The 21,226-nt window shown below is 72.2% G+C and carries 21 protein-coding genes; 13 read left to right on the top strand and 8 right to left on the bottom strand.

The features are described from left to right. The first annotated feature begins 89 nt into the window (after positions 1-89). Positions 90-224, top strand: coding sequence for a hypothetical protein (locus tag KDN32_RS22965; protein ID WP_283093542.1), 135 nt, complete (start codon positions 90-92; stop codon positions 222-224). A gap of 22 nt (positions 225-246) precedes the next feature. Further along, the gene (locus KDN32_RS15145) at positions 247-999 is read left to right on the top strand and encodes a dienelactone hydrolase family protein (RefSeq protein WP_211733063.1); all 753 of its coding nucleotides are present in this window, start codon (positions 247-249) and stop codon (positions 997-999) included. 10 nt (positions 1,000-1,009) lie between these two features. Here the strand turns inward: KDN32_RS15145 and KDN32_RS15140 are convergent, their stop codons facing one another. After that, positions 1,010-1,969 (bottom strand): calcium-binding protein, encoded by a 960-nt coding sequence (locus tag KDN32_RS15140; protein WP_211733062.1) that lies wholly within the window; start codon positions 1,967-1,969, stop codon positions 1,010-1,012. A gap of 88 nt (positions 1,970-2,057) precedes the next feature. Between KDN32_RS15140 and KDN32_RS15135 the strand changes: the two genes are divergently transcribed. Further along, the gene (locus KDN32_RS15135) at positions 2,058-2,900 is read left to right on the top strand and encodes a DUF8832 domain-containing protein (RefSeq protein ID WP_211733061.1); all 843 of its coding nucleotides are present in this window, start codon (positions 2,058-2,060) and stop codon (positions 2,898-2,900) included. On the opposite strand, the gene KDN32_RS15130 is transcribed toward KDN32_RS15135, so the two are convergent. The 7 genes from KDN32_RS15130 to KDN32_RS15100 all read right to left on the bottom strand — a co-directional run bounded on the left by KDN32_RS15130 (position 2,878) and on the right by KDN32_RS15100 (position 8,517). After that, positions 2,878-4,521, bottom strand: coding sequence for a copper resistance CopC/CopD family protein (locus KDN32_RS15130; RefSeq protein ID WP_211733060.1), 1,644 nt, complete (start codon positions 4,519-4,521; stop codon positions 2,878-2,880). The two genes, KDN32_RS15135 and KDN32_RS15130, sit on opposite strands and share 23 nt — an antisense overlap. 36 nt (positions 4,522-4,557) lie before the next feature. Next, entirely contained in the window at positions 4,558-4,722 is a 165-nt protein-coding gene (locus tag KDN32_RS15125) for a DUF8730 family Cys-rich protein (protein ID WP_211733059.1), read from the bottom strand. Positions 4,723-4,772: 50 nt separating this feature from the next. Next, positions 4,773-5,588: a sulfite exporter TauE/SafE family protein gene (locus KDN32_RS15120; protein ID WP_211733058.1), complete on the bottom strand. Its 816-nt coding sequence runs from the start codon at positions 5,586-5,588 to the stop codon at positions 4,773-4,775. Beyond that, positions 5,585-5,908 (bottom strand): rhodanese-like domain-containing protein, encoded by a 324-nt coding sequence (locus KDN32_RS15115; RefSeq protein WP_211733057.1) that lies wholly within the window; start codon positions 5,906-5,908, stop codon positions 5,585-5,587. Before KDN32_RS15115 ends, KDN32_RS15120 begins: the two co-directional genes overlap by 4 nt. Positions 5,909-5,995: 87 nt before the next feature. Beyond that, on the bottom strand, positions 5,996-6,400 hold the full coding sequence (locus KDN32_RS15110; RefSeq protein ID WP_211733056.1) for a DUF1707 SHOCT-like domain-containing protein: 405 nt from the start codon (positions 6,398-6,400) through the stop codon (positions 5,996-5,998). Between the two features lie 17 nt (positions 6,401-6,417). Next, complete coding sequence (locus KDN32_RS15105; protein ID WP_211733055.1) at positions 6,418-7,092, bottom strand: PadR family transcriptional regulator; 675 nt, start codon at positions 7,090-7,092, stop codon at positions 6,418-6,420. A gap of 198 nt (positions 7,093-7,290) precedes the next feature. Then, the gene (locus tag KDN32_RS15100; protein ID WP_211733054.1) at positions 7,291-8,517 is read right to left on the bottom strand and encodes an LCP family protein; all 1,227 of its coding nucleotides are present in this window, start codon (positions 8,515-8,517) and stop codon (positions 7,291-7,293) included. A gap of 25 nt (positions 8,518-8,542) precedes the next feature. Here KDN32_RS15100 and KDN32_RS15095 point away from each other — a divergent pair, with 25 nt between their 5' ends. The 10 genes from KDN32_RS15095 (at position 8,543) to KDN32_RS15050 (ending at position 21,219) form a co-directional block, all read left to right on the top strand. Next, on the top strand, positions 8,543-9,040 hold the full coding sequence (locus KDN32_RS15095) for an acyl-CoA thioesterase (protein WP_307854129.1): 498 nt from the start codon (positions 8,543-8,545) through the stop codon (positions 9,038-9,040). Continuing rightward, the gene (locus KDN32_RS15090) at positions 9,037-9,648 is read left to right on the top strand and encodes a GNAT family N-acetyltransferase (protein WP_211733052.1); all 612 of its coding nucleotides are present in this window, start codon (positions 9,037-9,039) and stop codon (positions 9,646-9,648) included. The genes KDN32_RS15095 and KDN32_RS15090 overlap by 4 nt, the downstream gene beginning before the upstream one ends. Before the next feature lie 100 nt (positions 9,649-9,748). Continuing rightward, complete coding sequence (locus KDN32_RS15085) at positions 9,749-11,305, top strand: LCP family protein (RefSeq protein ID WP_211733051.1); 1,557 nt, start codon at positions 9,749-9,751, stop codon at positions 11,303-11,305. Between the two features lie 31 nt (positions 11,306-11,336). Continuing rightward, on the top strand, positions 11,337-12,266 hold the full coding sequence (locus KDN32_RS15080; protein ID WP_307854128.1) for a glycosyltransferase family 2 protein: 930 nt from the start codon (positions 11,337-11,339) through the stop codon (positions 12,264-12,266). Next, complete coding sequence (locus KDN32_RS15075; RefSeq protein ID WP_211733050.1) at positions 12,263-13,174, top strand: glycosyltransferase family 2 protein; 912 nt, start codon at positions 12,263-12,265, stop codon at positions 13,172-13,174. Before KDN32_RS15080 ends, KDN32_RS15075 begins: the two co-directional genes overlap by 4 nt. A gap of 35 nt (positions 13,175-13,209) precedes the next feature. Further along, the gene (glf, locus tag KDN32_RS15070) at positions 13,210-14,391 is read left to right on the top strand and encodes a UDP-galactopyranose mutase (RefSeq protein ID WP_211733049.1); all 1,182 of its coding nucleotides are present in this window, start codon (positions 13,210-13,212) and stop codon (positions 14,389-14,391) included. Beyond that, positions 14,388-16,418, top strand: coding sequence for a glycosyltransferase (locus tag KDN32_RS15065; RefSeq protein ID WP_211733048.1), 2,031 nt, complete (start codon positions 14,388-14,390; stop codon positions 16,416-16,418). The genes glf and KDN32_RS15065 overlap by 4 nt, the downstream gene beginning before the upstream one ends. Then, positions 16,415-17,386 carry an ABC transporter permease gene (locus KDN32_RS15060; RefSeq protein ID WP_307854127.1) on the top strand — a complete coding sequence of 324 codons (972 nt, stop codon included), beginning with the start codon at positions 16,415-16,417 and terminating at the stop codon, positions 17,384-17,386. Before KDN32_RS15065 ends, KDN32_RS15060 begins: the two co-directional genes overlap by 4 nt. Then, on the top strand, positions 17,386-18,198 hold the full coding sequence (locus KDN32_RS15055) for an ABC transporter ATP-binding protein (protein WP_211733047.1): 813 nt from the start codon (positions 17,386-17,388) through the stop codon (positions 18,196-18,198). The genes KDN32_RS15060 and KDN32_RS15055 overlap by 1 nt, the downstream gene beginning before the upstream one ends. Before the next feature lie 252 nt (positions 18,199-18,450). After that, complete coding sequence (locus KDN32_RS15050; RefSeq protein WP_211733046.1) at positions 18,451-21,219, top strand: FG-GAP-like repeat-containing protein; 2,769 nt, start codon at positions 18,451-18,453, stop codon at positions 21,217-21,219. Positions 21,220-21,226: the final 7 nt, after the last annotated feature.

Below are 21,226 nucleotides of genomic sequence, written 5' to 3'. Positions count from 1 at the left end.
GTCGTCGCAGCGGGCGGGCACACGCCACTGGGGGTGTGCCCGCCCGCTGCGCGTGCCGGGCACACTCGCCGGGACGGAAGGCGGACCCCATGTTCGACGATCTCGACGCCACCCTCGCGCTGGTGCTGGGCGTGCAGCTCGGCCTCGCGGCGCTGCTCTACCTCCTCGCGCGACTCGAGCCGCTGGCACCGGAGCGCAACGACGCCGACACCCCGGCGCGCTAGGCGCCGGCGCTAGCCTCGGTCCGTGCCGACCACCACGCTGACCCTGCCCGACGGCGACGCCGAGGCGTACGTCGCTCCCGCCCCCGGCGGCGAGCCCGCCCCGGGTGTCCTGCTCGTCATCGACGCGATCGGGCTGCGCCCGCGGATCGAGGAGATGGCCGACCGGATCGCGTCGTGGGGCTACACCGTCCTCGCGCCCAACGTCTTCTTCCGCGAGGGGTCGGCCGCCGAGACGTCACCCACGCGCGACCTGCGCGAGCCGGGCGCGCGCGAGGAGTTCATGGGCGAGGCGATGGGCCGCGTCCAGCGGCTCACCACCGACCTCCTGTCGCGCGACCTGCCGGCCTACCTCGCCGCGCTCCGCGACCTCCCCGAGGTGGCGGGCGACGAGGTGGGCGTGACCGGCTACTGCATGGGCGCCCGCATCGCGATCCGCGCGTCCGGGCTCGACCCCGCCGTCGTCGCGGTCGGCGGCTGGCACGGCGGCGGCCTGGTCACCGACGAGCCCGACAGCCCGCACCGCGCGCTCGCCACCGCCCGCGCGTCCTACGCCTTCGGTCACGCCTCGGACGACCGCTCGATGCCGCCCGAGGCGGTCGAGGCGCTCGGCGCCGCGCTCGACGAGGCCGGGCTCCCGGCGGTCAACGAGGTGTTCCCGGGGCCCCACGGCTACTCGATGTCCGACACCTCGATGTACGACGAGGAGTCCGCGGAGCGACACTTCGCCAGCCTGCGGACCCTGCTCGACGCGACACTCCGGCCCGCGTCCGCCTGACGCCGGACGCTCAGAGCTCGCAGCCGCGCTCGACCTCGGCGACGCACCGGTCGCGGCCCTTCGCACCGTCGACCTGGTCGCGGCCACCGCCGCCCTCGAGGCGGTCGGCACCCGAGCCACCCGCGATGCGGTCGTTGCCGCCGTTGCCCCGCACCGTGTCGCCGCGGGAGCCGCTGTCGAGGACGTCGGCACCGCGCCCGCCCTCGATCACGTCGTGGCCGTCGCGGCCGTCGATCTTGTCCCGGCCGCCGTTGCCCAGCAGCCGGTCGTCACCCACGCCCCCGCGGATGCGGTCGTCGCCGGCGCCGGCCTCCGCGTCGACGCGCTGCTCGGCGCACTCGAAGTCGAAGATGTCCCACGTCGCGTCCGAGTAGTAGCTCGTGAGCTCGTCGTCGCCCGGCCCGCCCCGCAACCGGGCGTCGCACGCCAGGACGAAGAGCCCGTTGTCGCCCCCGTCGCCGTTGAGGTCGACCTCGGGCGCGAGGAGGGAGGCGTGCTCGCCGCCGGTGACGGTCGCGACGAGCGCGCGGTCGACCTCCAGGGCCTGCTCCCGGAGGTCGAGGGCGAGGAAGCCGCCCGCCTGTGCGGCGACGAGGGTGTCCGTGCCGTCGCCGAGGTCGATGGCGCTCCCGGCGGCCAGTGAGTCGGTGGTGAGCGCCACCAGGTCGTTGCCGGCGCCGGCGTCGATGTCCCGGACCGCGGCCGGCTCGGTGGTCCCGCCGATCACGGCTCCGTCGGAGGAGACGCAGATCTGGTCGTTGCCCCCGAGCGCCCGGACCGTGGTGGCGGTCCCGACCACGATGACGTCGTCGCCCTCGGTGCCGGTCACGGTGGGACCGGTGCCGACCACCGTGGCGTACTCGCCGCTGCACACGGATGTGGGCGCGGCCGCCGGCAGGGCCTGCGCGGCGGGCGCCAGCAGGGCGAGGCCGAGCAGCGAGGTGGCGGTCAGGACGGACGTGCGGCGCATGGATCCCCCGGAAGCTCGTGGACGGTCGACACGTAGACGCCGTGGGTCGGCGGAAAGTTGCCTCGGTGTCGCCGCCTAGGCTGACGAGGTGACCAGGTCGACCGCACGGGGCGTCCGCGCCGTGGCGGCGCTGCTGGTCGCAGGCGTCGTGGCCGGCTGCTCCGCCGACGACTCGCGCGTCGAGCCCGGTCACGAGCACGTCGGCGCCGGTCTGGTGTCGATGGCGGTGGGCGACGGCACCAGCCCGACCGAGGTCGGGTACTCGCTCGACGGCGTCCAGGTCCGGGAGAGCGCGTCCGGTGCGCGGGAGCTGCGGTTCCGCATCGACTACGAGGGAGCGCCGGTCACCGACTTCCTCGAGGAGCAGACCAAGCGGCTGCACCTCTACGTCGTCGACGACCGGCTCGAGGTGTTCCGCCACCTCCACCCCACGATGGCCGACGACGGCACCTGGTCGGTCCCGCTCGACGTGCCCGACGCGGGGGCCTACCGCGTCGTCGCCGAGCTCGTCGCGGTCGACGACGGCGGCAACGGCGACCACGTGGTCCTCGGAAAGGAGGTGTCGCTCCCGCCGGGCGACCCTGGCGACACCGTCGCCGGCGACGACGTCGTGCGGGTCACCGTGGGGCAGGCGCCCGCGGTCGGCCCCGACGGCCGGCTCACCCTGCTGGTCCGGGACGCCGCCGGCCGCGCGGTCACCCTCGGCACCTGGCTCGACGCCTACGGGCACGTCACCGGCTTCGACACCGCGACCGGTGCGATCGCCCACCTGCACCCGCTGGACGCGCCGGAGGTCACGGAGGACGGCACCGCGCTGACCTTCCACACCGACATCGAGCAGCCCGGCGACTACCGGCTCTTCGTCCAGGTGCGGGTCGACGGCTTCCTGCACACCGTGCCGGTCGACCTCAGCGTGCGACCGCCAGCCTGACCGTCGCCCGCTCCTGCTCACGGTCGCTCGTGGCGAGGCCGACCTGCACCTCCCAGGCGCCCGGCGCTGCCACCACGACCTGGGCCCGCCACGTGCCGGACCCGACCGTCTGCACGGTGACGTCCTCGGTCTGTCCTCCCGGTCCGGCGAGGCGGACGAGGGGAGGCGCGGGCAGGTCGACGGGGTCTCCCGCGTCGTCCTGCACCTGCACCAGCAGGGTGTTCGCGCCCGGTCGCTGCGGCGACATGACGGCCAGCACCCGGAGGTCGCCGACCCCGGCCGTGGACGCGCCCGTGGTGCCGGAGGCAGCGGTCAGCGGTTCCGGCCGAGGCGGCTGGTTGACCAGGACGCCCGTGGTGGCGAGCAGCGCCACGAGGACGACCGCCTCGATGCGGACCGTACGGGTCAGCAGCGCCGCCGCCCGCTCGCGGTCGGCGAACCCCGCGGCGGCGCGCACGGTCGGCAGCGTGCGCCAGCGGTTCCAGCCGCCCATCGCGGCCACCAGCAGGGCCAGCCCCACCTTGACCAGCAGGAGGCGCCCGTAGGTGGTGGAGAACAGGGCGTCCCAGGAGCCGACGACCCGCCAGCCCAGGAACGACCCCGTGGCCGCCACCAGCAGGAGGAGGCCGCCGGCGAGGGTCGAGAAGCGGGCGAGCGTGGTGGCCGCGAGCTGCTCGCGGCCCGCGAGGGCGCGCACCGCCAGGGCGAGCCCCACGAGGCCGCCCAGCCACGTGGCGCCGGCGACGAGGTGGAGGACGTCCGAGGCGACGAGCAGCGGCCAGGGGGCGTACGCCCGGGTGTGGCCGACCAGCGCCGGACCGGCCAGGGCGAGCAACGCCCCGCCGGTGAGCAGGCGGACGGCTCGGGCGTCCGGCGGAGCGTCACCCGACGCCCGCACCACGACGGCCAGCCCGACGACCACGAGCACGGCGCACGACACCTCGTTGAGGACCAGCGCGGGGGAGAAGGACGTGAGCAGCCCGTCGAGCTCGCGGCCCTGGGCGTAGACCGAGGCCACCGGCACCAGGAGGACCGCGGCGGCACCGGCGACGAGCGCGGCGCCGGACATCAGCCGGCGCAGCCGCCGCCGCACGTCGGTGCCGGACCACGAGGTCGGCAGGACGCGCGAGGTGAACAGCGCGAGGCCCGCGGCCACCAGCAGTCCGACGTAGGTCGCGGCGGTCAGCGCGTCACGCACCGCCGTGACGGCGCGCGAGCTGCTCTCGGGGGCGGGCGGCTCGACGAGTGACGCGCTGGGCGCCCCGATCGAGAACGTGAGCGCGCCGGACAGCGGGTGGCCGTCGCCGGACAGGGCGTTCCACGCCACGACGTAGGTCCCGTCGGCGAGGTCGTCGGCGCCCGGCAGCGCGACCGTGACCTGGCGGTCGTCGGCCTCGGCGGAGGACTCGACCTGCTCGCCGTCGGCGTCGTAGACCCGGATCGGCTGGGAGGTGAGGCGGACCGGCTCGTTGAAGGTCAGGACCACCGTCTCCGGTGCGGTGGCGACCACCGCGCCCTCGTCGGGGTCGGAGTCGACCAGGGACGCGTGCGCGGATGCGGGCGGCGCCGCCCCGACCAGGAGGGCCAGGGCGGCGATCGCCGCACCCAGGAAGGCCCTCATGCGGCCCATCGTCCCAGACGGACGCGGGCCGTCGGGTCAGCGGCCGAGCAGCCTGCTCAGGAAGCCGCCGGTGCGGGGCTCGTCGGCGTGGCCCGTGCACCACTGGCCCGCGGGCACCATCGCCTTGACCTGGGCGACGTGCTGGCCGCACCCGGCCCAGGTGGTCTTGCCGCAGGTCTTGCAGGTGGTGGGTCGGCACATGGTCGTGTCTCCTTCTGGTGGACGTGTGGGTGGATCGGTGGGTCGGGGAGTCAGGCGAGGGCGGGCACGGCGACGACCGTGGTGCACGCGGCGACGGCGAGGACGAGCACGGTGAAGGCTGTCGAGAGCACCCGGGTGTCGGTCCGGGCGGCGACGCGGCCACCGAGCAGCGAGCCGGCGATCGCGGCCGCTGTCAGCGCGACGACGAGGCTCCAGTCCGGCTGCACGCCGGACCCCAGGCGGGTCGCGAGCGCGGCGACGCTCGTGACCGCGATGACGACCAGCGAGGTCCCGGCGGCGAGGTCCATCGAGATGCCGAGGGCGAGCACGAGCGCCGGCACCACGAGGAAGCCGCCGCCGACGCCGAGGAAGCCGGTGAGCAGGCCGACGACGGTCGCGGTGACGAGCACCTTGAGCGCGCGGGGGCACTGGCAGGCGAAGGTGGGGCTGAAGCTGATGATCGGCTCGTCGCTCAGCACGCGGGCGTCGGCGCGTGGCTGCGTCCGCGCGCGCCACTGCCGCAGCGCCATCAGCGTGCCGACCACCACCATGAGCAGGGAGAAGGCCAGCATCAGGACCGGCTCGGGCACGCGCGTCGAGGCGTGGCCGCCGAGCACGGCTCCGCCGATCGCGACCGTGCCGAACGCGAGGCCGCGCGCGGGGAGGGATGCGCCACGGCGTGCCGCGGCGACGGCGCCGACGGCCGAGGTCACGCCGACGACCACGAGCGAGCCCGTGGTCGCGTGCGACGGGCTCTCGCCGAGCGCGAGGAGCACCGGGACGGCCAGGATCGACCCGCCGCCGCCGAGGGCGCCGAGACTGAGGCCGATCAGCACGCCGGCCACCAGGGCGAGGGCCAGGGTCACGGGGTGGTCCCGGTCCGGACCTCGCGGCCGGAGGTGATCCAGCCGCGGGTCCCGCCCGCGACCGAGACGGCGTCGAAGCCCATCGCGACGAGCAGGTCGGTCATCGCCCGGCTGCGGTTGCCCGAGGCGCAGATGACGTGCACCCGGCGGCCGGGGTCGAGCTCGCCGGCGCGGGCAGCGAGCCGACCCATCGGCACGAGGAGGGCGCCCGGGACGTGGCCCTCGACGTACTCGGCCGGCTCGCGCACGTCGACGGTCGTGCCGTCCTCGCGCTCGGCGGCGAAGGTCTCGACCGAGATCTCCGGGGTGGCGTCCGACATCGTGTTCCTCTCGTCCGTCGTGGTGTCACCTATACCCTAGGGGGTATCCACGTGGAACGCAAAGGAACGCGGGAACCGGGCTGCCGCCTACCAGCCGGACGACCTGCGCGGCCGGCGGTAGTCGCCGTGGGCGGCGTGGGCGTGCGACGCCTGCTGTCCGCAGCCGCCGCGGCGCAGGAGGAACCACAGCGGGAAGACCAGCAGCCAGAAGGGCACGTCGGTGACGGCGCTCAGCACGATCAGCACGGCGAGCACCGGCAGCAGCGGGAACCGGCGGCGGCGCTGGCTGCGGGGCTGCGGGGTGCGGGCCTGGGGCTGCGGCGCGACCGGACGGGGCAGGTCGCCGAACAGCACTGCGAGGTCGGCGCGGGTGCGGGCGGTCCAGATCGCGTCGAGCCGCTCGTCGTACTCCTCGTGGTCGAGGCGACCCTCGGCGTAGTGGGTGGCGAGATCGGCCATGGCGCGCTCGCGGTCGCCGTCGGAGACCCGCACGCGGGGGTCGTCCGGGTTCATCGCTCGCTGTCCCGGCCGTCGGCGAGGATGCCGTAGAGCCGGCGCCGGGTGTCGACGAGCACGTCGAGCGCGGCGCGGCGCTGCTGCTCGGAGCCCTGGGTGGCGAGCTGCCACACGGCGCTCAGCACCTGCGGGATCTCGCTCTTGATGTCGGCCTGCCCCGACGAGCGGTCGGAGCCCTGGTCGGTGGGCGGCACCTCGGCGCGGGCGAAGGGCGCCCACACCGCCGCGAGCTCGTCGGCGTGGGACTCGGCCCAGTCGGCGCCGGAGTCGGTGAGCCGGATCGTGCGGCGGCCGCGCTCGTCGTCGGACTCCACGAGCGCCTCGTCCTGCAGCTGCTGGATGGTCGGGTAGACCGAGCCGGGGGAGGGCCGCCACTCGCCGTTGCTCAGCTCGGCGATCTCCTGGATCACCTGGTAGCCGTTGATCGGCTCGTCGGCGACCCGGGCGCGGTGCAGCACGTCGATGATCGCGGTGCGGACGTCGCCGCGCCGTACGCGGGGCGTGCGCTGCTGCGGGCGCTGCGGGGTGGTGGCGAGGCCGAGCATCTCGGCCAGCCAGGGCGGCGGCCCGCCGGCGCGGCGGCCGCGGGCACCTCCCCAGGCGGCGCCCCAGTCGCGGTCGCGGTCGTCGTTGCCGGGCCAGTCGGCGCCGGGCCAGTGGTGTCCCATGTCGTGCTCCTCGGGGTGCGTGCTGACAGTCAGGTCGCGATGTGTCGAAGACTGTCGGTGACCTATCGCGATATATCGCGAGCGTACGCCGACGCCGATGGTCGTTTCAAGGGCGCCGGCGAAATCACGCAAGCGGTGCGTGAGGGGGGTTCCGGGACCTCGGAATCCCCCTCACGCACCGCTCGAGGCGGGGGTACGTCAGCTGGTGACGCGCCCCGTGGGCGTGCAGGCCTTCTTCGGCACGGTCTCGTCGTTGATGATCGCGTCGAAGAGCGCGGGAGCCCGGTCGGGGTCGGCGATGATCCGGTTCGGGTCGCTGGGCGCGTTGAGGTTGGGCATCGTGCAGGTCTGGCTCTCGCCGGTCATCGCGAGCGCGAACCGACCGAGGTCGAGCGGGCCCATGCCGTCGTCGATGCGGATCGACTCGGAGGCCGCCTTGTTGAGCTTCCAGTAGCGCACCGGGTTGACGAACGTCCACGGCGTCGTGGCCTCGCTGCCGAGCGCGCTGATCACCTCGCGCTGGCGGGCCACCCGGTCGAGGTCGCTCAGCGCGGTGACGTGCCGCGAGCGCGAGTAGGCGAGGGCGGTGATGCCGTCGACCTCCTGGCAGCCCTTCTTGATGTCCAGGCGGGCGGCGGGGTCGACCATGTCCTGCTTCGGGCATACCTCGACGCCGCCGAAGGCGTCGACGGTGTTGATCACGCTGCCGAACCCGAGCTCGACGTAGTGGTCGATGTGGATGCCGGTGAGCTTCTCGACGCTGGCGACGAGGAGCGGCGCGCCGTCGATCGCGAAGGCGGCGTTGATCATCTGGGTGCCGTGACCCGGCACCTCGGTGAGCGTGTCGCGGGGGATGGACATCATCGTGCGACCACCCGAGCCGGTGTGCAGCACGATGATCGTGTCGGTGTTGGTGCCGCCGCGCTCGCCGGTCTGGAGGATCTTGCGCTGCTCGGCGCTCAGGTCGTCGGCCTTGTCGGACCCGACGATGAGGTAGTTGGTGCCGGGCTGGTCGGCCGGCCGGTCGCCGCTGGGCTCGGCGTCGACCCGGTCGATCTTGCCGTAGAACCAGAGCGGGACGCCGACGAGGTAGACGAGCACGAGCAGGAGCAGCAGCGGGACGAGCCGGAGCCCGAGGCGCGGGCGGAAGCGGCGCCGCCTGCGGGGTGCCGCCGCTGCCGGCGTGGGCTGCGGGCGCGTCGGCGGGCGACCCCCGCCGTTGCCGCTGGTGCCGCCGCTGCCGCCGCCACGGGCCTCGCGCCGCGCGGCGGGCATCACGCGGGTCTCGTCGGCCCGCCCGCCACCGCGGGCGGGCATCTGCTGGGTGGCGTCGGACGGTGGGGTGGAGGAGCCGCTCCCGTAGAGCCAGTCGTACTCGGGGGTCCCTTCCTCGGGCACCCCGGAGCCCTTCGGACGATCTGCCATGAGGAGGGACGCTACCGTGCTCGTCGTGACAGACGCCCGTCCCACGTCGTACAGCCGGGTCAGCCTGGGGATCATCGCCTCGTCCACGGAGTCCAACCTGCTGGGCAACGTCCACGGTGGCGACATCATGAAGCTCGCCGACTCCACGGCGGGTGCCGTCGCCTACCGCCACAGCGGCGGGCCGGCCGTGACGGCCGCGATGGACGAGATGACCTTCCTGGCGCCCGTGCACGTCGGCGACATCATCAAGACCTACTCCCAGGTCAACTGGGCCGGCACGTCGTCGATGGAGATCGGCGTGCGCGTGGAGGCCCAGCCGTGGGGTGACGCCTCCGACGAGCCCGTGCACGTGGCCAGCGCCTACTTCGTGTTCGTGGCGATCGACCCCGACGGGCACCCGCGACCGGTCCCGCGCCTGGCGACCGAGACGCCCGACGACGTACGCCGCGAGCGCGAGGCCGAGATCCGTCGTGCGCACCGGCTCGCCCGCAAGGCCGAGATCGACCGCGGGCGCGAGGGGTGAGCGACCCGCGCCACGTCCGCACCGCCCGGCTGTGGCTCGACGAGCCGGTCGCCGACGACGCCGCCGACCTCTTCGCGATCCACGCCGACCCGGCGTCGTGGCGGCACTTCCCGTCCGGCCTGGTCACGGACCCCGCGGCCGGCACCACGATGGTCGGCGCGAGCGTCCGGCGCTTCGACCGCGACGGGCTGGCCTACTGGTCGGTGCGCGACGAGGCCGGGGGGCCGGTCGTGGGCCGGGGCGGCTGCGCGGTCCCCGACGAGGCGCTCGACGCCGACGCCACCGGCCGCAGCTGGTGGAACCTCTACTACCGCTTCGACCAGCGCGTCCTCGGGCGCGGCTACGCCACCGAGATGGGGGAGGCGGCGCTCGACGCGGCGCGCGCGGTCGCGCCGGGGCGGCCGGTCCTGGCCTACCTCGTGGAGCACAACGTCGCCTCGCGCCGCACCGCCGAGCGGCTCGGGATGCGGCTGGTGTGGCGCGGCCCGGACGCGGGCAACCCCGACCCGGACGTCGTGCGCCTGGTGTTCCTGGACCGCGACCCCGACGAGGTGCTGGTCGCCGCCCTGGCCGCCGAGGGGATGCCCGCCGCGCACCTCGTGGTGTGACGTCGCCCGACCCGGGAGTCCCGGCGCGTCGCGACCGGGTGGGGCGGGTGTGACTGGTGATACTGGTCGGGCTGACTTCCCCCAGCAGAGAGGCCCCCCGATGCCGCCCGTCCCGCCCTCCGGGTCGCTCCAGCCGCGGTTCACCACGCTGGACCGTGCCCAGCGCGTGCGGTTCCGCCGCGCGGTGACCCTCGTCCTGATGACCTTCGTGCTGCCCGGCTCGGCGCAGCTGGTCTCGGGCAACCGGCGGGTGGGGCTGATCGCGCTGCGGACCTGGGTCGGCCTGCTGCTGCTCGGCCTCGGCACCCTCGCCGCCTCGTACGTCTGGCACGGCGTGGCCTTCTGGGCCGGCACCACCACCTGGCTGCTGCAGGTCGTGCGCCTCGGCCTGATGGCGCTGGCGATCGGTTGGGCCTACCTCTTCATCGACGCCTGGCGCCTCGGCCAGCCGCTCACCCTCCAGCGCCAGCACCGCCTGGCGATCGTCGGCGTCAACGGCTTCCTCTGCTTCAGCGTCGCCGGGGCCCTGCTCTTCGGCGCCCACGTCGTCGGCGTCCAGCGCGACTTCATGATCTCGATGTTCGGCAACGGCGACGCCGTCGGCGCCCACCACGGCCGCTACAACGTGCTGCTGATGGGCGGCGACTCGGGCGCCGGCCGCTGGGGGCTGCGCCCTGACTCGATGACGGTCGCCAGCATCGATGCCGAGACCGGCAAGACGGTGCTGATCTCGCTGCCGCGCAACATGCAGAACTTCCCCTTCCCGGAGGGCTCGGCGATGGCCGGGCAGTTCCCGGACGGGTTCAACGAGGAGGGGCAGTACCTCAACGGCCTCGCCACGTGGGCGCTCGACCACCCCGACGTGTTCGAGGGGTCGAAGAACCCCGGCATCGACGCCACCATCGAGGGCGTCGAGGGCATCACCGGCCTGAAGATGAACTACTGGGCGATGGTCAACCTGCAGGGCTTCCGCGAGCTCGTCGACGCCGTCGGCGGGGTCGAGCTCAACGTCCGCCAGCGGATCCCCGTCGGCCTGCCCACCGACTCCTTCTTCCGCTACATCGAGCCCGGCACGCGCACCCTCGACGGCATGGACACGCTGTGGTTCGCCCGGGCCCGCCACGACTCCGACGACTACTCGCGCATGGCCCGCCAGAAGTGCGTGATGAACGCGATGCTCGACCAGGTCAGCCCGCAGACCGCCGTCACGAACTTCCAGAAGATCGCCAAGGCGAGCTCGGCGATGGTCTCCACCGACATCCCGCGCGGCGAGGTCGACCGGTTCGTCGACCTCGCGCTGAAGGCCAAGGGTCAGAAGATCGCGACGCTGTCGCTGGTCCCGCCGATGATCAACACCGCCCACCCCGACATCGCGCTGGTCCAGCAGAAGGTCGCCGACGCCATCGCGAGGGCCGAGGGACGCACGCCGGAGAAGACGGTCGAGGCCGCGCCCGAGACCGACACCGCGGCAGACACCGGGGCGGAGGAGCCGGCGCAGCCGGCGAAGGACACCGGCTCCGCGCCGCCCGCCGCTCCTGCGACGCCGCAGGCGCCCCAGACCCCGCAGGCCCCCCAGCCGGTCACCGGCGGTTCGGTCGGCTCGCTCTCCGAGGGCTACGCCGCCAACGAGTCGGAGGACCTCGGCGCGGTTTGCTGAGCGTGCTCGTCGCGGCCCTAGGGTGTACGCCGTGACCACCGGACCCGTGCCCCGCATCGTCGCGGTCGTGGTCACCTTCAACCGGCTCGGGCTGCTCGAGACGCTCGTCGCCCGGCTCGGCGAGATCGACGGCCTCGCCGAGGTCCTGGTGGTCGACAACGCCTCCAGCGACGGCACGGGGGAGTGGCTGGCCGGCCGGTCCGTGACCGGTGAGACGCCGCTGCAGGGACGCACGCTGTCCACCAACCGGGGCGGCGCCGGCGGCTTCCACGACGGGCTCGCCTGGGCGATCGACCGCGAGGCCGACCTGGTCTGGCTGATGGACGACGACGGCCTGCCCGACGTCGACTGCCTCGAGCGGCTGCTCGTGGAGGCCGACAACCTGGACTTCTGGGGACCGCTCGTGGTCGACGAGGCCGACCCGGGCCGGCTGGTGTTCCCGATCCGGCTCCCCGGCGGGACCCGGGTCGTCCACGCGGTCGACGACGTGCGCCGAGCGGCGCGCGGCGACCGTATCGACGGCATCGTCATCCCGTTCAACGGCGTGCTGGTCACCCGGCAGCTCGTCGACCGGATCGGGCTGCCGCGCGAGGAGTTCTTCATCTGGGGCGACGACCACGAGTACCGGCTGCGCGCCGAGGAGGCGGGCGCGCGGGTCGCGACGGTCGTCACCGCCACCGTGCGCCACCCCAGCGTCGGCAACCTCGGCACGCCGATGATGTTCGGGCGCACCACCTACAACGACTCGCCCAGCGACCTCAAGCACTACTGCATGGCCCGCAACAACCTGGTCAACCTGCGCGACTACCGCGGACCGCTGCACGCGCTGGCCTTCGTGGTGAAGACCGCGTGGTTCTACACGTTCACCCGTCCGAGCCTGTCGCGCCTGCGGCTCAGCGTGCGCGCGATGCGGGCCGGCATCGCCGGCGACTTCGACGGCCACCGGAGGTACCTCGCGTGACGGCCCACGAGACGGTCGCGGTGGTCGTCGTGACCCACAACCGGGCCGACCTGCTGGTCCGCCTGCTCGACGGCCTCGCGGCCCAGACCCGCCGGCCCGACCGCGTGGTGGTCGTCGACAACGTCAGCACCGACCACACCGCCGACGTGCTCGCCGCACGCGACGACCTGCCGCTGCAGGTCATCACCACCGACGAGAACCTCGGTGGCGCGGGCGGCTTCCACCTCGGCACGCGGGCGGCGTACGACGGGGGGTGGGACCGCATCTGGCTCGTCGACGACGACGTGGTCCCCGCGCCCGACTGCCTCGCCACCCTGATGGCCGTCGACGAGGACTGCCTGACCTCCGTCCGCGAGGACCTCACGGGTGCGCTGGTGGAGAAGGCCGCGGTCGACTTCGACCTGCGCAACCCGCTCGCGATCAAGCCCAAGCGGGCGGCCGTCGACACCGTCTATCCCGACCGCGCCTCGATGCCCGAGCGAGTCGAGGTGCAGAACGTCGCGTTCGAGGGCTTCATGGCCCGCCGCTCGGTGGTCACCGAGATCGGCTTCCCCGACCCGTCGTTCTTCATCTTCTACGACGACGCCGAGTACGCCGTCCGCGCCCGCCGCGCCGGCCGGCGGATCTGGGCGGTGCGCGACGCGGTGCTCGTGCGCCAGCTCGACTTCAACCAGCAGCACGACCTGTCGGGGTGGAAGGGCTTCTACATGTACCGCAACCTCTTCGTGGTGCACCTGCGCCACGGGGAGAACGCCCTCGTCCGGCTCAAGCCGTGGCTGATCACCGTCGCGGTGGTGCTGCTCAGCCCGGTGCGCGGCGGCCGCGCCGAGGCCCGCAACGTGATCCGCGCCATGGCCTCCGCGCGCGGCATGCGGCGCCTCGCCGATGAGGCCCGACCGCCTCGGTAGACTCGCACAGCCCCTCACCCACAGGAGTGAATCCCTTGTCCCACCCCGACATCGTCATCGTCGGCTCCGGCCTCTTCGGCCTCACGGTCGCCGAGCGCTGCGCCGAGGAGCTCGGACTCCGCGTGCTCGTCCTCGAGCGCCGGCACCACCTCGGCGGCAACGCGTACTCCGAGCGCGACCCCGAGACGGGGGTCGAGGTGCACAAGTACGGCGCCCACCTCTTCCACACCTCCAACGAGCGGGTCTGGGAGTACGCGAACCGGTTCACCTCCTTCACCGACTACCGCCACAAGGTGTTCGGGAAGTACCAGGGGCAGGTCTACTCGCTGCCGCTCAACCTCGCGCTCATCAACCAGTTCTTCGGCAAGTCCCACACGCCCGACGAGGCGCGGGCGCTGATCGCCGAGCAGGCCTCCGAGTTCGACACGGCCGCCGCGACCAACCTCGAGGAGAAGGCGATCAGCCTGATCGGCCGCCCGCTCTACGAGGCGTTCATCAAGGGCTACACCGCCAAGCAGTGGCAGACCGACCCCACCGAGCTGAGCGCGGACATCATCACCCGCCTCCCGGTCCGCTACACCTTCCAGAACGGCTGGTTCAGCGACACCTACGAGGGGCTCCCGGTCGACGGCTACACCGCGTGGCTGACCCGGATGGCCGACCACCCCAACATCGAGGTCCGCCTCGAGACCGACTTCTTCGACGTCGCCGACGAGTTCAAGGGCACGGTCCCGATCGTCTACACCGGACCCGTCGACGAGTACTTCGGCAACTCGGAGGGCCGCCTGTCCTGGCGAACCGTCGACCTCGAGGAGAGCGTCGTCGACACCGACGACTTCCAGGGCACGGGCGTGGTCAACTACAACGACCAGGAGGTGCCCTACACCCGGATCATCGAGTTCAAGCACTTCCACCCCGAGCGCGAGAAGACCCACCTGCCCGGCAAGAGCGTCATCGTCCACGAGTACAGCCGCTTCGCCGAGGAGGGCGACGAGCCCTACTACCCGGTCAACACCGCCGAGGACCGCGCCAAGCTGCTGAAGTACCGCGAGCTGGCCCAGGCCGAGCCGATGGTCCTCTTCGGCGGTCGCCTCGGCACCTACCAGTACCTCGACATGCACATGGCCATCGGCGCTGCGCTGTCGATGTTCGACAACAAGCTCAAGCCGCACTTCACCGAGGGCGCCGAGCTGAAGAGCGGAGGCATCGACGCATGAGCACCACCCAGACCGGGGCCGGGACCGTGACCCGCCTGCTCCAGCGGCAGATCCTGCCGATCGACCGCGACACCGACGTCTTCCCCCTCTACGTCGACCTCGAGGACGCCAAGCTCGACACCGACCGCGACGCGGTCGGCGGCGACAAGGCGGCCAAGGACCTCAACAACGCGGCGATCCGCCAGTCGACCTCGACCGGCAAGAAGCTCCACCCCGACCAGATCCGCTCGCGCACCGCCCTGCGCCTCGAGCCGCAGCAGCTGCTGTCCTTCGGCTCCTACTTCAACGCCTTCCCGGCGTCCTACTGGCGCCGCCACACGATCGTCGACGAGGTCGAGCTGACCGTCCGGGTCTCGGGCGCCGGCGCGAGCGTCACGGTCTACAAGTCGATGGCACGCGGTCACTCCCAGCGCGTCGACGCAGCGACCGTCGAGGGCGACTCCGGCGAGTTCACCTTCTCCCTGACGCTGAAGCCCTTCGTCGACGGCGGGTGGTACTGGTACGACGTCGTCGCCGGCGACGAGGGCGCGACCGTCGAGGGAGCGGAGTGGACCGCGCAGGTCCCCGCCGACCGCGCCGAGCACGGCACCGTCGACGTCTGCATCACCACGATGCTCCCCGACATGAGCGCCCAGCTGCTGACCCAGCTCGGTGACGCCGAGGAGCTCGCGCCCTACCTCGACACCGTGATGGTGATGGACCAGGGCAAGGACAAGGTCACCGGGAGCGAGTACTTCCCGGCAGCGAAGGCCGGTCTGGGCGACAAGCTGCGGGTCATCGTGCAGGGCAACCTCGGCGGCTCCGGCGGCTACGCCCGCGGCCAGCTCGAGAGCGTCCGCAAGGGCACCGCGACCTACGCGATGATGATGGACGACGACGTCGTCTGCGAGCCCGAGGGCATCATCCGCGCCGTCACCTTCGGCGACCTGGCCAAGCGGCCGACCATCGTCGGCGGCCACATGTTCAACCTCTACAGCCGCTCCGAGCTGCACTCCTTCGGCGAGATCGTCCAGCCGTGGCGGTTCTGGTGGCAGACCCGTCTCGACGGTTACTCCCAGTGGGACTTCGGCGCCCGCAACCTGCGCTCCTCGCGCTGGTTGCACAAGCGCGCCGACGTCGACTTCAACGGCTGGTTCATGTGCCTGATCCCGCGGGTCGTGCTCGAGGAGGTCGGCCTGTCGCTGCCGGTCTTCATCAAGTGGGACGACTCGGAGTTCGGGCTGCGCGCCAAGCAGGCCGGCTACCCGACGGTGTCCTTCCCGGGCGCCGCGGTCTGGCACGTGCCGTGGACCGACAAGAACGACGGCCTCGACTGGCAGTCGTACTTCCACCACCGCAACCGGATCATCGCCGCGCTGCTGCACTCGCCCTACGAGCGCGGCGGACGGATGGTGCGCGAGAGCCTCAACCACCAGGTCAAGCACCTCGCGTCGCTGCAGTACTCCACCGCCGAGCTGCGCCACCTCGCGATGGAGGACGTCCTGCGCGGCCCGCACGCCCTGCACGGCGAGCTGGCCACCAAGCTCGCGGACATCAACACCTTCCGCAAGCAGTGGTCCGACGCGCAGCTGCACACCGACCGCGACGACCTGCCGCCGGTACGCCGCAAGAAGCCGCCGAAGAAGGGCAAGTCCGACATCGAGATCCCGGGCCGCAAGGCCACGCTCGTCGCCGCGGCCCTGGCGCCGCTGCGCCAGCTGCGCCCGGTGCGCGAGCTGGCGGGGGAGTACCCCGAGGCCGAGCTGAGCTCGATGGACGCCAAGTGGTGGAACCTCGTGAAGTACGACTCCGCGATCGTCTCGATGAACGACGGCAGCTCGGTGGCGCTCTACCAGCGCGACCCGGCCCACTACCGCGACCTGCTGAAGCGGACGATCGAGATCCACCGCCGCTTTCACCGCGAGTGGCCGCAGCTGGCCCAGCAGTACCGCGACGCCCTCGGTGAGATCACCTCGCCGGAGGCGTGGGAGAAGACCTTCGCCCCCTGGTCCGACGCGACCGACGCCGCCGACAGGGACGACGCGTGAGCCAGGCTGGCGCCGCGTCGGGCTCGGTCGAGGTGCGCCACGACCTCGCCCACGTCCCGCTCGCACCACCCTCGCGTACCTCGGGCGTGCTCGAGGTCTTCCGGCGCCGCTACCTGCTGCGCCTCATGGTGCGCCGCGAGATCCAGGCGCGCTACGCCGGCACCGCCTTCGGGCTGCTCTGGTCCTACATCAACCCGTTCACGCGGTTCCTGACCTTCTACGTCGTCTTCGGCCTGCTCCTCGGGCGCGGCCTCGGCATCCAGAACTTCGCCATCCACCTGTTCGCCGGGATGGTGCTGGTCAACTACTTCACCGAGTCGGTCACCGCCGGCACGCGGTCGCTGCTGTCCAACCGCGGCGTGATCACCAAGATGGCGTTGCCGCGGGAGATGTTCCCGGTGGCGTCGATGCTGGTGTCGCTCTGGCACGCCCTCCCGCAGCTGTTCATCCTCATCGCCGCCTGCATCGCCACCGGGCTGATCGGTGACGGTCCGGTCTGGGTCCCCGACGCGGTCGGCATGGGCGCGGCGCTGCTCGGCTTCGTGCTGATGATGATCTACGGCACGGCGTTCGGGCTGATGTTCTCCTGCGTCAACGTGCTCTTCCGCGACTTCCAGCGCATCGTGCAGACCTTCATCAACATGGTCCCGTTCACCGCGCCGATGATGTACCCGTACTGGATCAGCTACGACCGGTTCGGTGGCGGGGTCTGGCACGAGATCTACGTGTCCAACCCGGTGGCCGAGGCGGTCCAGCTCATCCAGCGGGGTTTCTGGTACCCGACGTGCGACGGCCCGTGCGCGATGATGCCGAAGTCGGCCACCGACCCGACGCTGGTGCCTGCCCCGGAGTTCGCCGACCACCTCTACACCCGCGGGTTCGTCATGCTGGCCGTCGGTCTGGTCCTGCTCGTCGTCGGCCAGTGGGTCTTCGCCCGGCTCGAGAAGTCGATCACGGAGCGGCTGTGATGACGACCTCGATCGTGGTGGACAACGTCACCAAGTCCTTCCGGTACCAGTACCAGCGCACCCTCAAGCAGATGCTGCGTCCCGACCGGCGCAAGCGGTCCGCCGAGGAGGCGGCCGACAAGCCGTCCGGCAAGGACATGTTCAAGGCACTCGACGGCGTGTCCTTCGAGGTGCAGCAGGGGGAGTCCATCGGCCTGATGGGCCTCAACGGATCGGGCAAGTCCACGCTGCTCAAGATGGTCAGCGGCGTGATGGTGCCCGACGAGGGGCAGGTGCTCACCCGCGGCCGGATCTCCGGGCTGATCGCCACCGGTGCCGGCTTCCACAACGAGCTGACTGGTCGCGACAACATCTACATGAACGCCGCGATGCTCGGCATGTCGAAGGAGGAGACCGACGCGAAGTTCGACGACATCGCGGCCTTCGCCGACGTCGGCCGCCAGCTGGACATGCCCGTCGGCAACTACTCCTCGGGCCAGTTCGCCCGCCTCGGCTTCGCGGTGGCCGTCCACGTCGACTGCGACATCTTCATCGCCGACGAGGTGCTGGCGGTGGGGGACCGGCCCTTCAAGCGCAAGTGCCTCAAGCGGATGAAGGAGATCCGCGAGTCCGGGATCACGATGTTCTACGTCTCGCACTCCGCGGGCTCGGTGAAGCGGATGTGCGACCGCGCCATCGTCCTGGAGAAGGGGCGGGTCGGCTTCGACGGCGACGTCGACGAGGCGATCAGGTACCTCCACTACGACGGTGACGAGGAGGACGACGGCGAGGAGGTCGACGAGCGCGACGACGCGCTCGCCAGCGACATCTGAACGCGTCACTCCCTGCGTACCCACGAGCGGTGCGTGAGGCGGATTCCGAGCTCCGGAAACCCTCCTCACGCACCGCTCGCGGCGTGTTGAGGGCCACAAACCGCGGCAATCGGTGAGAATTACACCTATGTAACGGCGTGTCGACTGGAAATTACACCGTTGTAGTTACTCAGAACCCCTTCCGTGACTGGTGTGACTGGTGTGAACTTCTGCCTGTGTGACCTTCCCCCACACAGGAACAGGTTTTGTCTCATGCGCCCTTCCCAGGCTCGTCTCGTCACGTTCTGCCAGCAGGTGCTGGCGCTCGGCGTCGTGCTCGTCGTGCTGACCCCGGCCTCCGGTGTCGTGTCCCTCGACATCATCGGCGACCGCTCGGCCGGGTCGTCCGGCACCGGCGCGGTCGGTCGGCCGCTGCCGGCCGAGCTGACGTCGGCGACCGTGCCGCTCAAGGCGGTCGCCCCGCACGTGACCGAGGTGCCGCTCACCGCGACCGGCGGTGGCTTCGCCGGGCTGCAGGGACGCACCGTCGCCGGTGGCGCCACGAGCTCCCGGGTCACCAGCAAGCCGCAGGCGGTCAGCGGCTTCGCCGCGATCGGTGTGACCTGGCAGCACGGCGAGGACCTCGACGAGGACCAGATCACCCTCCGCGTCCGCACCCGCGAGGGCGACGACTGGAGCGACTGGGAGGCGCTGGAGTACCACGACGAGCACGGCCCCGACGCCGGGAGCGCCGAGGCGGCGAAGGCCCGTCCGGGCACCGAGCCGATGTTCGTCGGCGAGGTCGACGACGTGCAGGTCCAGGCCCGCACCGATGGCGCGACGCTGCCCGACGACCTCTCCCTCGCTCTCGTCGACCCCGGGTCGGCGAAGGGCAGCGAGACCGAGGCGCCGGCCGACCGGGGCGACGACGCGTCCGGCACCGCCGGCTACGAGCAGGAGTACGAGGACCAGGGCGCCCTCGAGCAGTCGGAGGGCGACGACCTGATCTCCCTGCAGGCCGCCTCGACCAGCGGCCGGACCAGCGGCCGCATCGCCACCAGCTCGCAGCGCACCGCTGCCCAGCCCACGATCTTCTCCCGCGCCCAGTGGGGTGCCGACGAGTCCATCCGCGACAAGAGCTCGCTGCGCTACGGCTCGATCAACGCCGGCTTCGTGCACCACACGGTCAACGCGAACGACTACACCGAGGCCCAGGTCCCGGCGATCATCCGCAGCATCTACGCCTACCACGTGAAGTCCCGCGGCTGGAGCGACATCGGCTACAACTTCCTCGTCGACCGGTTCGGGCGGATCTGGGAGGGCCGCTACGGCGGCATCGACAAGCCGGTCGTCGGCGCGCACACGCTGAACTACAACGACTACTCCTTCGCGATGTCCGCGATCGGCAACTACGACGTCCAGGCGCCGAGCGACGCGATGCTGCGGGCCTACGGCCAGCTCTTCGCGTGGAAGCTCTCGATCTCCGGCGTCGACCCCGCGTCCATGTCGCAGAAGGTGGGCCGCTCGACGTTCGCCGCGATCAACGGCCACCGCGACGCGGGCTCCACGGCCTGCCCCGGCAAGTACCTCTACGCCCAGATCCCGCTCATCCGGACCTACGCCTCCCAGGCGGCTCCGACGACGACCGGTCCGACGCCGATCGCCGTGTCGGCCCCGAACCCGCAGAACAACCTCGACGCCTCGCCGTACCCCGACCTGGTCGTGCGGCGCGCGTCCGACGGTCGCGGCGTGGTGCTGCCGACCGGCGGCCTCACCTCGTTCCAGAAGCGCACGGTGGTGGGCAAGAAGGGCTGGGACAAGGTCGCCGACGTGCTCGTCTCGCCGGACCTGACCGGTGACGGCACGCCCGACCTGGTGACGGTCGACAAGCGCGGCACCGTCCGGATCCGCGAGGGCCGGTCGAACGGCAAGTTCGGCAAGACCGTCCGCAAGATGGACCTGCGCGGCTACTCGCTGTTCGCGGCCGCCGGCGACGTCAACGGCGACGGCCGCAACGACCTGGTGGCCCGCTACAAGGGCCGGCTCGTCGTCCTCACCGCGACCGGCAAGGGCGGCTTCTCCCGCAAGGTCACCCGCAAGGGCTACAGCAGCTACAAGCAGATCATCGGCGCCGGCGACCTCAACGGCGACGGGCGTGCCGACCTGCTGCTGCGCACCAAGAACCGGCTCTACCTCCAGACCGGCTACGGCACGGGGCTGTTCGCCCGTCCGCAGCGGGTCGCGGGGGCCTGGAGCAAGGTCAACCGGATCGTGACGGGTGACTTCAACCGCGACGGTCGCACCGACCTGGCGGCCCGCACCTCCACCGGACGCATGATGGTCTACCCCGGCCACGGCAACGGCAGCTTCGGCGCCCCGGTGGGTCCGGCGACGAACGTGCGGACCATGCGCGCCATCACGAGCGCCAACCTGGTGGGTGGCCCGGGCGCCGACCTGGTCGGCATCGCCGGCAAGCAACTCGTGATCGTGGCCAACCGCGACACCTTCGAGCTCGGCGCGCCGGTCGACACCGGCGTCTCGTTCGCCGGGATGGACCTGCTGCTCAACGCCGGCGACGTCAACCGCGACGGCTTCGGCGACGTGGTCACGCGCAACACCGCGGGTCAGCTGTGGCTCTTCACGGGCAACGGCACGGGCGCGCTGGCCCAGCCCACGCTGCTCGGCTCCGGCTTCGGCGCGGTCTCCGGCCTGACCGCCGTCGGCGACGTCACCGGCGACGGGGTGCCGGACCTGATCGGCACGACCGCCGGCAGGCTCGCGGTGTGGGCCGGCAACGGCCGGGGCTTCAACGACCCGGTCCCGGTGAAGGGCGGCGTCCCGTCCCGAGCAGGCCTGCCGAGCGACCTCTCCGGCTTCGACTGGGTGCTGGGCGTGCAGGCGATGACGCTCAAGGGCGGCGGCGACTACATCGTGCGCGACCGCGCCAGCGGAGTCGTCTACGTCTACGGCGGGCGCCGGTCCGGGGTCTCCCGGCCGCGCGTGCTCGGCGAGGGACTGGGGGGCTACGACCTGGCCGGGTAGGCCGGGG

The sequence above is a fragment of the Nocardioides palaemonis genome, assembly GCF_018275325.1.
Lineage (GTDB): Bacteria > Actinomycetota > Actinomycetes > Propionibacteriales > Nocardioidaceae > Nocardioides > Nocardioides palaemonis.
This window is presented reverse-complemented; position numbering and strand designations above follow the sequence as displayed.

Bases quoted from the DNA above. Each gene is read 5' to 3' on its own strand.
- KDN32_RS22965 (WP_283093542.1), top strand. From the start codon at position 90: ATGTTCGACGATCTCGACGCCACCCTCGCGCTGGTGCTGGGCGTGCAG.
- KDN32_RS15140 (WP_211733062.1), bottom strand. From the start codon at position 1,969: ATGCGCCGCACGTCCGTCCTGACCGCCACCTCGCTGCTCGGCCTCGCC.
- KDN32_RS15130 (WP_211733060.1), bottom strand. From the start codon at position 4,521: ATGAGGGCCTTCCTGGGTGCGGCGATCGCCGCCCTGGCCCTCCTGGTC.
- KDN32_RS15125 (WP_211733059.1), bottom strand. From the start codon at position 4,722: ATGTGCCGACCCACCACCTGCAAGACCTGCGGCAAGACCACCTGGGCC.
- KDN32_RS15115 (WP_211733057.1), bottom strand. From the start codon at position 5,908: ATGTCGGACGCCACCCCGGAGATCTCGGTCGAGACCTTCGCCGCCGAG.
- KDN32_RS15105 (WP_211733055.1), bottom strand. From the start codon at position 7,092: ATGGGACACCACTGGCCCGGCGCCGACTGGCCCGGCAACGACGACCGC.
- KDN32_RS15100 (WP_211733054.1), bottom strand. From the start codon at position 8,517: ATGGCAGATCGTCCGAAGGGCTCCGGGGTGCCCGAGGAAGGGACCCCC.
- KDN32_RS15085 (WP_211733051.1), top strand. From the start codon at position 9,749: ATGCCGCCCGTCCCGCCCTCCGGGTCGCTCCAGCCGCGGTTCACCACG.
- KDN32_RS15065 (WP_211733048.1), top strand. From the start codon at position 14,388: ATGAGCACCACCCAGACCGGGGCCGGGACCGTGACCCGCCTGCTCCAG.
- KDN32_RS15055 (WP_211733047.1), top strand. From the start codon at position 17,386: ATGACGACCTCGATCGTGGTGGACAACGTCACCAAGTCCTTCCGGTAC.
- KDN32_RS15050 (WP_211733046.1), top strand. From the start codon at position 18,451: ATGCGCCCTTCCCAGGCTCGTCTCGTCACGTTCTGCCAGCAGGTGCTG.